A 9,092-nucleotide genomic window follows, 5' to 3' on the forward strand; every position below is an offset into this window, starting at 1 on the left:
GGACGGCTTCGCCGTCTACCGTTGGCGACAGGTCGGCGCCGCACACGGCGATCAGCGCATCGTCCCGGAATAGGAGCTCCGGGCCGAGCAGCGTGATCTCCAGTGCGGCGGCACCCGGCGCATTGCCGACGAGCGCGTTCGCCGTCGCCAGCGCATACGGATCCATCGCGCCGCCGACCGGCACGCCGTAGCGCTGATAGCCAGGGCGGCCGAGATCCTGGATCGTCGTCAGCAGCCCCGCTTTGCGCACAATTATTTCCGTTGCCTTCATCCCGCTCTCCCTCCCGCACGAAAACTCGGCCAAAGTGATTAACTCCAGCACCAAACGACCGTCCCGCCACCCACACATCAAACTGCTCTCCCAACGCATACCGATTAAATGCTCACGTGTGCGTTAATCAATGGCCATGAGGAGAGGGAGTGCACCATTGTAGAAGGGGGAAGGCATTGGTAGCGCCGATTATTCGTTATTCAGCCTACAGCTCGTGCGACCACACCAAGTTACCTGCCATCCTACTTCACTCATCTATCTACCTATCTGCCAACCCAAGCTTCCCCATAACCTGCTGCTCCCCTAGCGCCGAAGCCTCATACTCCTCCGCTCCTATCGGGCGGAAACGGATGCGGTCGCCGGCCCGCAGCAAGGTCGGCGGGTCGCGCTCGGGCAGGAACAGCCGCAGCGGCGTGCGGCCGATGAGCTGCCAGCCGCCCGGCGACTGCAGCGGGTACACGCCGGTCTGCCCGCCGGCGATGCCGACGCTGCCCGCAGGGACGACAAGCCGCGGCGTACTCCGGCGGGGTGTCGCCAGTACGGCCGGCAAACCGCCCATATACGGAAAACCCGGCATAAAGCCGAGCATGTATACCTGGTACTCCGCTTCCGAATGAAGCCGAACTACCTCCGGCTCGGACAGTCCCCGCTGATCCGCCAAATCCTCCAAGTCCGGACCATACGCGCCGCCGTAACATACCGGGATTGTCACGATCCTCGTTTCGCCGCCCCCAGCCGACTCCTGCGACAGCAGCAGCTCCCGCAGCAGATCGCTCACAATATCAAAGGGTAACCTGGCACCGCGTCCTGACCGGCGATACACGATCCAGGGGTCATAATGAACTGCAAGCGCCGCATAGGAGGGCACAGCCTCTACGAAACCCGGAAACGGACGCCGTCTGAGCATCGCATCCAGCCTCATGACGCCATCGTACGCCGACGCATCCACGCAGCGCCCATACCGAACAAGCACCGCGCGCTCCCCCAACCGCTCCAGCCCATAGGGTGTCATGCCGCTTTCACCTCACCTTGTCCGTTCACTCCTCGTTAATCCGCCAAAATAGCGTTATGAAAACTTTGAAAACACTTTATTTCTGCGTCTGTGCGAGTTAGGTATGGAAAAACCCCATACAATTTATTTTTTGGGCACCTTTAGTTGCCTCCCGTACAGAGGCCGTCGATTAACTGAGGACTGTTCAGAAGGAGAATATATTTGTACGATTTTTCGAATACAATCTCAGCTGAATCCTCTATCCTTGACCAAGTTGTATGATTTTTCGCACAAAAAACGGTGGGTCCTCAATGAATCGACAGCCTCTTGACATCACCTTATTTGGGCAGCCGCCCGTGATTGCCCAAAACATCACCAAACAACCTTCCAATTGCGATCCAGCGTAGCCTCGATCGTCCCCCGCCGCAAAATATAGTCCGCGATCAGCTCCGACACGTCCGTCGGAATGTCCCGTACCACAGGCTTGTCCTTGAACATAAGATAGTTGCCGCCGCCGCCCGAACGATAGTTGTTCATCACGACGTCATACTCCGCATCCATCCGCACCGGCTCGCCTTCGAAATCCAGCTGCACGACTCGGTCCCCTTCCGGCCGCCGAATGTCGAGCACATACGAAATGCCTTCCCACATATCGTAATTGTACGGCTGCGGCTTCGGTGTCAGGAACTTCGGATTCACCGCCACACGTCCACGCCAGTATGCTGCTCCACCTTCGTCTACTTCCTCCTCGACTGCACGTCCACGCCAGTATGCTGCTCCGCTGTCGCCGCCTTCCCAATCGCCGGTGCCGGTACTCCCGCTCCCGTCACTCCGCGCAAAATAGCTAGCGCTCAGCTCCAGCGCATCCCGCATATCCTGCCCGCTAATTCGGATCACCTTCAAAGTGTTCGGATAAATGTAATTCGACACGATATCCCGCATCGTCACATTCGACGGGATGCCCGGCGAATCCTCCGCGAACAGAGCGGTATTCGAGATCCGCGCCCCCGATATGTCCATCTGCACTTTGTTGATAAACTCGATCAAAGGACTGTCACCCAACCGAACCTCCATCGGATCGCGCACCACCATATCGCCCTCGACGCGGCCCATCGGCGTATCGAGCCAGCTTTGCGTCAGCCGCTCAGCCTCGTCCACCAGCTGCAGCACCCGCTCATCCGCCTCAACGCCTGCCACAGACAGCAGCTCGGAAGAGCCTCCTGCCACGGCCCAGCCGCGCCCCTCGCGAAGCTCCAGCTGCAAGCTCACCTTAGCCACATTTTCACCGCGATGCCCCGGCTGGGACACGACAACCCCATTTACCCGCACCCCTGCGATCGTCCGATGCTGATGCCCGGTCAGCAGAACATCGATTCCCGGCACATCCCTGCATAGCGCATACCCTTGATTTTCATCCGTAGGCGTCTCGGTCTGCTCCCCCGTCTCCAAGTCCCGCTCAAAGCCGCCATGGTACGTAACCACCACAACATCCGCACGTTCCTCATCGCGCAGCTTTGCCACCCACCGCTTCGCCGTCTCCACCGCATCGAGAAAGCCGAGCCCCGCAATATGTGAAGGATTTTCCCAATTCGGGATGTAAGGGGTGCACAAGCCTAACACCGCAACCCGCACACCGCCCTCCAGCTCGCGAACGAAATACGGCTTCCCAAAAACGGGCTCCCCCGACGCCGCATCCACGATATTGGCTGCCAGCCAAGGAAACTGCGACTCACCCACCGCTCTACGCAAATGGTCCAACCCATAATTGAACTCGTGGTTGCCGATTGCCGCCGCGTCGACTTGAAGCTCATTCATCGCTGCTATCAAAGGGTTCGCACGATCCGGCGCAATTCTGGCCTGATAATATGCAAGCGGCGTCCCTTGAATCAGATCCCCGTTGTCGATCCAAAGAACCGGTCCGCCCCGAGCCCGTTCCCGCTCCACGAGGGTGGCGATTTTGGCTAATCCAGCCTCTTGTGGCAAATGATTCGCATAGTGTTTGGGTATGATATGACCGTGGATATCGCTCGTACTGAGAATGGTCAAGTCCAACGTCCGATCCGGTGCAGCAGTCAATCCGAACAGCTCCTTTGTTTGCTTCAACATAACAGAATTGTACACAACTTACCTGGAGGGGTTCAAATGAAAAAATGGAAAATGTCTATCCTCGCCCTGTCGGCCGTTCTAGCCGCTGGGCTAGCAACTTCGGGATGCGCCAAAAAAGAGAGCAACGCCAGCTACGTCCCGAAGGAATTGAAGGTCCAATTCGTGCCGTCCCAGAACGCGGAGACGCTTGAAGCGAAAGCGAAGCCGCTGGAAAAGCTGCTGGGGGACAAGCTCGGCATTCCGGTCAAAGTGTCGGTCTCGACCAGCTACAACACCATTATTGAAGCGATGGCTTCCAAACAAGTGGATGTAGGCTTCCTGCCTCCGAACACGTATATCCTCGCTCACGATGAGAAAAAAGCGGCCGACGTGTTGCTGCAAGCGCAGCGTTTCGGAGTAAACGATGCGACGGGACAGCCGACAACCGATTTGGTCGACTTCTACAAGTCGATGATCATCGTCAAGGCCGATTCGCCGATCAAGACGGTTAAGGACCTGAAGGGTAAAAAAGTCGCTTGGCAGGACGTCACCTCCTCCGCAGGCTATGTTTGGCCGGCCAATGAGCTGAAAAAGGAAGGCGTCGATCCGGAGAAGGATGTGACCGGCATAACGGTCAAGGGCCATGACAAAGCGGTGCTCGCCGTCTTGAACGGAGAAGTCGACGCGGCCGCCGTGTTCCAGGACATCCGCGCGCAGATGAAAGACGTGCCGGATGCCGTGGCGAAAACGAGAGTGCTCAAGTTCACCGCCCCGATCCCGAATGACACGATTGCCGTGCGCTCCGATATGGACGCCGAATACCGGAAGAAGCTGCAACAAGCCTTCATTGACATCGGCAAAGATACGGAAGGCAAGAAGATTGTTGCCGAAGTGTACTCGCATCAAGGTTACGTAGCGTCTGAAGACAGCAAGTTCGAGGTCGTTCGCGAGTATGCGAAGGGCGTTGGACAGAAATAAAGGGAGCCACAAAATTATGGAGAGCAGAATGAGACTTTATACTGTTGGCCCTCCGTGGTATACTGGAACCAAGAAACGTGTAAAATGCTAAGAGAGTCGTGCTAGTAACACGACTCTCCGCGCAATAGCCGCTTTTAAGGGCGGTAGGCTTAGAAATAGGTTAAGCGACGGAATAGACCGCTACCTTCTCTGGGGGGCGGTCTATTTCCGTTTCATGTAGGTAAGCAAGGCCAGAATAAACATCCCAAATAGGAACATTAACTGCAACGCTTGAAATACCTCCACAGGCATCACCTCCCTTCCGGAAGGTTAGCCGACCGCCCTACACAAGCCGCTTGCGAATATACCCCGAAATCACATCGATCAGCGTCACCATCAAAATAATCCCGTATAAAATAATCGCCACGCGCGGCCAGCTTCTCGCCTCCAGCGCGAAGATGAGCGGCGTCCCGATCCCGCCTGCGCCGATCATCCCGAGAATGGCCGCCGAACGGACATTGATCTCGAATCGGTACAGTGTGAAGGAGAAAAACTCGGGCAGCACCTGCGGCAAAACGCCGTACCACAGCACCTGCAGGCGGTTTGCCCCACTGGCGGTAAGCGCCTCTGCCGGGCCGAGATCCAAGTTCTCGATCGCCTCGGAGAACAGTTTGCCGAGCATGCCGATCGAGTGCAAGCCCAGCGCCAGCACCCCGGCGAAAGGACCGGGTCCGACCGCCTTGATGAACATAATCGCCATGACGATCTCGGGAATCGTTCGGACGATGCTCAGCATCACTTTTCCGCTAGCGGATACCGGACCTCGCGCACTCATGTTCACCGCCGCCCAGAAGGCGAACGGCACGCAGAGCACCGCCGATATGAAGGTCCCGAGCACCGAGATCGCCAGCGTATCGAGCAGCCCTCGCAGCAAATCCTCGCCCTCCGGAATGTAGACATAGTTGAAATCCGGATGCAGGAAGCCGTGGCCGATTGCGCGGGCGATTTGGCCGGCTGTGCCTTTGATGCCCTCGAACGGAATGCCGGTAAACGACCACACATACACGATCAAGAGGAAAATCGCGACCAGCCAAAAACGAATGCGGACTTTGAACGGTTTGACGGGTGCGGCATAACGGCTCATAGCAGCTTCCCCCGTACCTTGGTGCTGATGTAGTCGATCAACAAGACGATGGCAAACGTCAACAAAATAATTGTACAAGCGCGATCATAACGCAGTTGGTTCAAGGTTCGATCCAAGTACAAGCCGATTCCCCCTGCCCCGACCAGTCCGAGAATAGCCGCAGCTCGCACGTTTACCTCGAACGTATACAGAAAATAAGCCATGAACGAAGCCGTCACCTGCGGCACGACGCCGAAATGAATCCACTGCAGCTTGTTCGCCCCTACGGCCGTCATCGCCTCCAGCGGTCCAGGATCGATCGCTTCGATCGACTCGTACGTCAGCTTGGCTACGAGCCCGAAGGAAAAGAAGATCAGCGCGAGAATACCTGCAAACGGCCCTATGCCAAAAACAGCAACGAACAGAGAAGCAAACAAGAGGTCGGGAATTGTCCGAACCAAGTTCAGCACAAAACGAGCCGGCACATACAGCCAAGCCGTCCGGGAAATGTTGCTGGCGGCCAGGACCGCGACGGGAATCGCCAGCAAACCGCCGATCGTCGTGCCGATGACGGCCATCCGGATCGTCTGCAGCATCGGTCCCCAGATGACGTCCAAGTACCCCAAGTCGGGCGGGAACATCTCGACGACCAGCTTCAACATTTCCGGAATGCCCAGCAGCAATTGAACAGGAGTGGCATTGGTCCGATAAGAGCTGGCGATCAATAGAGCTAGCAGCAGCACGACCGTGATGACGGCTTTAGTCCTGGGCGGCTTCGCTGGCCAATGGGGACGAGGTTCATAGTTGGCGGCGTTCACGCTCATGCTTCCTCCTCTCCCAGCAGCTCGTCTTGTTTGATCGCTCGGCCATAGATGGACGAGAACGCGTCGTCGGTCGCATCGGATACTGGTCCGTCAAATACGAGCTGTCCCGCGCGCAGCCCTATAATGCGAGTCGCATACTCGCGCGCCAGGTCGATGAAGTGCAGATTGACGACCGTCGTGATCCCGAGCTCTTGGTTGATACGCTTCAAATCATCCATCACTTGACGGGTTGTGAGAGGGTCCAGCGAGGCAACAGGTTCGTCTGCAAGGATGATTTTCGCCTCCTGCGCAAGCGCTCTGGCGATGGAGACGCGCTGCTGTTGGCCTCCGGACAGTTGATCGGCCCGCACGTAAGCTTTCTCGAGAATGTTGACCCGCTCCAGTGCCTCCATCGCCAAGTGCACGTCCCGCTTAGGGAACAAGCCGAGCAGCGTCCGCCAAGTCGAATGGTAGCCGACCCGTCCGGACAACACGTTGCGGATGACGGTGGAGCGTCGGACCAAGTTGAAGTTTTGGAAAATCATCCCGATGCCGCGCCGCATATGCCGAAGCTCTTCGCCCCTCGCTGCTGTGATCGAGCGGCCGTCGATGACGATTTCGCCTTGCGTGATGTCGTGCAGACGGTTGATCGAACGGAGCATCGTCGATTTGCCCGCGCCAGACAACCCTACGATTACGACAAACTCGCCCGGCTGGATCGTCAGGTTCAGGTTGTTCAGCCCGATTGTGCCGTTCGGATATATTTTGGAGACGCTGCGGAACTCTATCATTCGGTTTTCTCCTAACGGAAGCTTGGATTTTGTGTTAGAATCAAACAACAAGAACTTGGTGCTGGGGAGAATCGCGTTGAAAACATTGATTATTGCCGAAAAGCCCGATATGGGGCGCAATATCGCCGCTGCGATCGAGCCGAAGGCTGTTAACAAGCGTACCCACTTGGAAGGCTCTCAATACGTCATCACTTGGGCGATCGGGCATCTCATCGGTCTCGCCGAGCCGGACAAATACGACGACAAATACAAGAAGTGGAATTTCGGCGATTTGCCGATTATTCCCGATACGTTCAAGCTGCTGCCCAACTTCAAAACGAAAGACCAGCTGCAGGTGATCAAGACGCTTGCGGCCGATTGCGATGCGATCGTGAACGCTTGCGACGCTGGGAGGGAAGGGCAGTTGATTTTTGCCTATATCCAGCAGCATTTGCGTTTGCGCCAGCCTGTGAAAAGGTTATGGATCTCGGACTTGACCGCGGAGACGATCCGACGCGGGTTCGAGCAATTGAAGGACGGAGCCGAATACGAGCATCTGACCAAAGCGGCCCGGGCGCGCAGCGAAGCGGATTGGCTGATCGGGATGAACGGATCGCGGGCGTTTACGACGAAACATCGCGAGCTGCTGTCGGTAGGCCGGGTGCAGACGCCGGTGCTGGCGCTTGTGTATGATCGGCAGAAGCAGATCGAGGCTTTTTCCTCGCTGAAGTTCTATGAGGTGGAAGCTTGGTTTGATCAGCAGGGGTTGGACGAGACGACTACATACAAGGGCAACTGGCAAGGGGAACGGATTACCGATCCGGAGAAAGCGGGAGCCATTGTCGAGAAGGTGAAAGGCAAGCCGGGGGTCGTCGCGGAGTACGAGGTGAAGGATACGAAGGAGTATCCGATGCGGCTGTACGACTTGACGCTGTTGCAGCGGGAGGCGAACGCCAAGTTCGCTTTTTCGGCCAAAAAGACGCTAGATGTCGCTCAAGGGCTGTACGAGAAGCACAAGGTGATTTCTTATCCCCGGACGAACTCCAACTATGTGAATGAGCAGAACATTCCGGAGATGCATAAGGCGTTGGACTCGCTGCGGGGGACGGCGTACGATCCTCTCGTGCAAGGGGCGGACAAGCGGCATGTGCATGTACGCAACCGTGGCGTCTGCAACCCGGACAAGGTCGAGGATCACCATGCGATTCTGCCGACGGGCAAACGGGCGAACGGCCTCAGTCCCGACGAGCAGAAGCTGTACGATTTGATTATCAAGCGGTTCTTGTCCCACTTCTATCCGCCGGCCGAGTACAAGGTGCATACGGTGCTGACCGATGTCGAGCAGGAGCGATTCAAGACGATCGTGAAGCAGGAGCTGAGCAAAGGCTGGAAGGTCGTCTATGCGGGCGACGAAGAGCCTGGTGCGCGCGGTGGGAAACGCGGCGGGGCAAAGGGCGGCAAGGCGGATAAGGACGGCAGCGCTTCGGCCGACGCCGAGAGCGGCGCGGACGGCGGTGGGGGCGAGGCGGAGGAGCAGCTGCTCGACTCGCCTTTCTCACTGGACCCGCAGCTGCCCGTGAAGTGCACGGACGCAAAGGCGAAGGAGAAGGAGACGCAGCCTCCGAAGCCTTACACGGAGGGCACGCTGCTGAAGGCGATGGAGAGCGCCGGGCGGCAGATGGAGGACGAGGCGCTGCGCGAGGCGATGAAGGACTCCGGGCTCGGCACGCCGGCCACCCGCGCCTCGATCATCGAGCGGCTCAAGAATGTCGGCTATGTCGACATGCAAGGCAAGCGGATCGCCATTACGCCGAAGGGCCGGGTGGCGATCGAGCTGATCCGCGGCGCCGGCGTGGAGCTGCTGACGTCGCCGGAGATGACCGGCCAGTGGGAGCGGCGGCTGCACGAGATTTCGCGCGGCCAGGCTTCGGATGTCACGTTCATGGAGAACGTGAAGAAGTTCACACGCGCCATCGTGGACAAGGTGCGCGTGCAGTCGCCGGCGGCGCGAGCCGCCTTCGAGGCGGCCGAGGCACCGGGCGCTCGCGGCGGCGGCGCAAAGCGCGGGCGCGGCGGCAGCGCCGGCGCAGGC

General features: G+C 58.1%; 8 protein-coding genes and 1 pseudogene. 2 read left to right on the plus strand and 7 right to left on the minus strand.

The window, feature by feature from the left end:
* From PKO02S_RS30720 to PKO02S_RS30730, 3 genes and pseudogenes are all read right to left on the minus strand, one after another.
* A pseudogene (locus PKO02S_RS30720) lies at positions 1-271 on the minus strand (KipI antagonist); the annotation flags it as partial.
* Positions 272-530: 259 nt separating this feature from the next.
* Entirely contained in the window at positions 531-1,283 is a 753-nt protein-coding gene (pxpB, locus tag PKO02S_RS30725; protein ID WP_127588886.1) for a 5-oxoprolinase subunit PxpB, read from the minus strand.
* 351 nt (positions 1,284-1,634) lie between these two features.
* On the minus strand, positions 1,635-3,368 hold the full coding sequence (locus tag PKO02S_RS30730) for a bifunctional metallophosphatase/5'-nucleotidase (RefSeq protein WP_127588888.1): 1,734 nt from the start codon (positions 3,366-3,368) through the stop codon (positions 1,635-1,637).
* A gap of 36 nt (positions 3,369-3,404) precedes the next feature.
* Here PKO02S_RS30730 and PKO02S_RS30735 point away from each other — a divergent pair, with 36 nt between their 5' ends.
* Complete coding sequence (locus PKO02S_RS30735; RefSeq protein ID WP_127588890.1) at positions 3,405-4,325, plus strand: phosphate/phosphite/phosphonate ABC transporter substrate-binding protein; 921 nt, start codon at positions 3,405-3,407, stop codon at positions 4,323-4,325.
* Positions 4,326-4,526: 201 nt separating this feature from the next.
* Here the strand turns inward: PKO02S_RS30735 and PKO02S_RS34025 are convergent, their stop codons facing one another.
* From PKO02S_RS34025 to phnC, 4 genes are read right to left on the minus strand one after another with little or no spacing between them, the layout of a single operon-like run.
* Positions 4,527-4,616, minus strand: a complete 90-nt coding sequence (locus PKO02S_RS34025; RefSeq protein ID WP_373865254.1) for a putative holin-like toxin — start codon at positions 4,614-4,616, stop codon at positions 4,527-4,529.
* A gap of 31 nt (positions 4,617-4,647) precedes the next feature.
* On the minus strand, positions 4,648-5,448 hold the full coding sequence (phnE, locus tag PKO02S_RS30745; protein ID WP_127588893.1) for a phosphonate ABC transporter, permease protein PhnE: 801 nt from the start codon (positions 5,446-5,448) through the stop codon (positions 4,648-4,650).
* Positions 5,445-6,251, minus strand: a complete 807-nt coding sequence (phnE, locus tag PKO02S_RS30750; protein WP_127588895.1) for a phosphonate ABC transporter, permease protein PhnE — start codon at positions 6,249-6,251, stop codon at positions 5,445-5,447. Before phnE (PKO02S_RS30750) ends, phnE (PKO02S_RS30745) begins: the two co-directional genes overlap by 4 nt.
* On the minus strand, positions 6,248-7,021 hold the full coding sequence (phnC, locus tag PKO02S_RS30755; RefSeq protein ID WP_127588897.1) for a phosphonate ABC transporter ATP-binding protein: 774 nt from the start codon (positions 7,019-7,021) through the stop codon (positions 6,248-6,250). Before phnC ends, phnE (PKO02S_RS30750) begins: the two co-directional genes overlap by 4 nt.
* 76 nt (positions 7,022-7,097) lie before the next feature.
* Between phnC and PKO02S_RS30760 the strand changes: the two genes are divergently transcribed.
* Positions 7,098-9,092: DNA topoisomerase 3 (locus PKO02S_RS30760; protein WP_127588899.1), on the plus strand; the 1,995-nt coding region annotated here is incomplete at its 3' end.

It is taken from the genome of Paenibacillus koleovorans NBRC 103111 (assembly GCF_004000845.1).
Taxonomy (GTDB): domain Bacteria; phylum Bacillota; class Bacilli; order Paenibacillales; family NBRC-103111; genus Paenibacillus_AA; species Paenibacillus_AA koleovorans.

What these genes read in the sequence shown, in the direction of transcription:
- phnC (WP_127588897.1), bottom strand. Translation starts at nt 7,021, where the DNA reads ATGATAGAGTTCCGCAGCGTCTCCAAAATATATCCGAACGGCACAATC.
- pxpB (WP_127588886.1), bottom strand. Translation starts at nt 1,283, where the DNA reads ATGACACCCTATGGGCTGGAGCGGTTGGGGGAGCGCGCGGTGCTTGTT.
- phnE (WP_127588893.1), bottom strand. Translation starts at nt 5,448, where the DNA reads ATGAGCCGTTATGCCGCACCCGTCAAACCGTTCAAAGTCCGCATTCGT.
- phnE (WP_127588895.1), bottom strand. Translation starts at nt 6,251, where the DNA reads ATGAGCGTGAACGCCGCCAACTATGAACCTCGTCCCCATTGGCCAGCG.
- PKO02S_RS30730 (WP_127588888.1), bottom strand. Translation starts at nt 3,368, where the DNA reads ATGTTGAAGCAAACAAAGGAGCTGTTCGGATTGACTGCTGCACCGGAT.
- PKO02S_RS34025 (WP_373865254.1), bottom strand. Translation starts at nt 4,616, where the DNA reads ATGCCTGTGGAGGTATTTCAAGCGTTGCAGTTAATGTTCCTATTTGGG.
- PKO02S_RS30735 (WP_127588890.1), top strand. Translation starts at nt 3,405, where the DNA reads ATGAAAAAATGGAAAATGTCTATCCTCGCCCTGTCGGCCGTTCTAGCC.